Source organism: Micromonospora arborensis (genome assembly GCF_003205615.1).
Taxonomy (GTDB): domain Bacteria; phylum Actinomycetota; class Actinomycetes; order Mycobacteriales; family Micromonosporaceae; genus Micromonospora; species Micromonospora arborensis.
In genome coordinates this window covers 1-286 of the sequence record NZ_PYBV01000111.1, presented here as the reverse complement: position 1 = coordinate 286, position 286 = coordinate 1, and the positions used below count along the sequence as shown (strand labels likewise).

Annotated in this window: 1 protein-coding gene; it reads right to left on the bottom strand. The window is 74.5% G+C overall.

The genetic code is table 11. The annotated features are described in order from the left end of the window. The coding region (locus C7C45_RS33050) for an ATP-binding cassette domain-containing protein (RefSeq protein ID WP_146247496.1) at positions 1 to 286 on the bottom strand (286 nt) is incomplete at both ends.

Below are 286 nucleotides of genomic sequence, written 5' to 3'. Positions count from 1 at the left end.
CCACCGCCAAGCGGCGGCGCTGCCCGCCGTACAGCCCACCGGTCTGCCGTTTGCCGAGATCGCCCAGACCGAAGCGGTCGAGCAGCTCGCCCCGGGGCACCGGGTCCGCGTAGTGCGCGGAGACGAAGTCGACCACCTCGCCGACCCGCAGCGTGCCCGGCAGGCCGGTCTCCTGCGGGGTGACCCCGATCTGTCGCCGGGTCGCCGGGTCGCGGGGGTCGCCGCCGAACAACTCGACCCGCCCCGAGCTGGGGCGGCGCAGACCTACCAGCAGGTTCATCAGGGT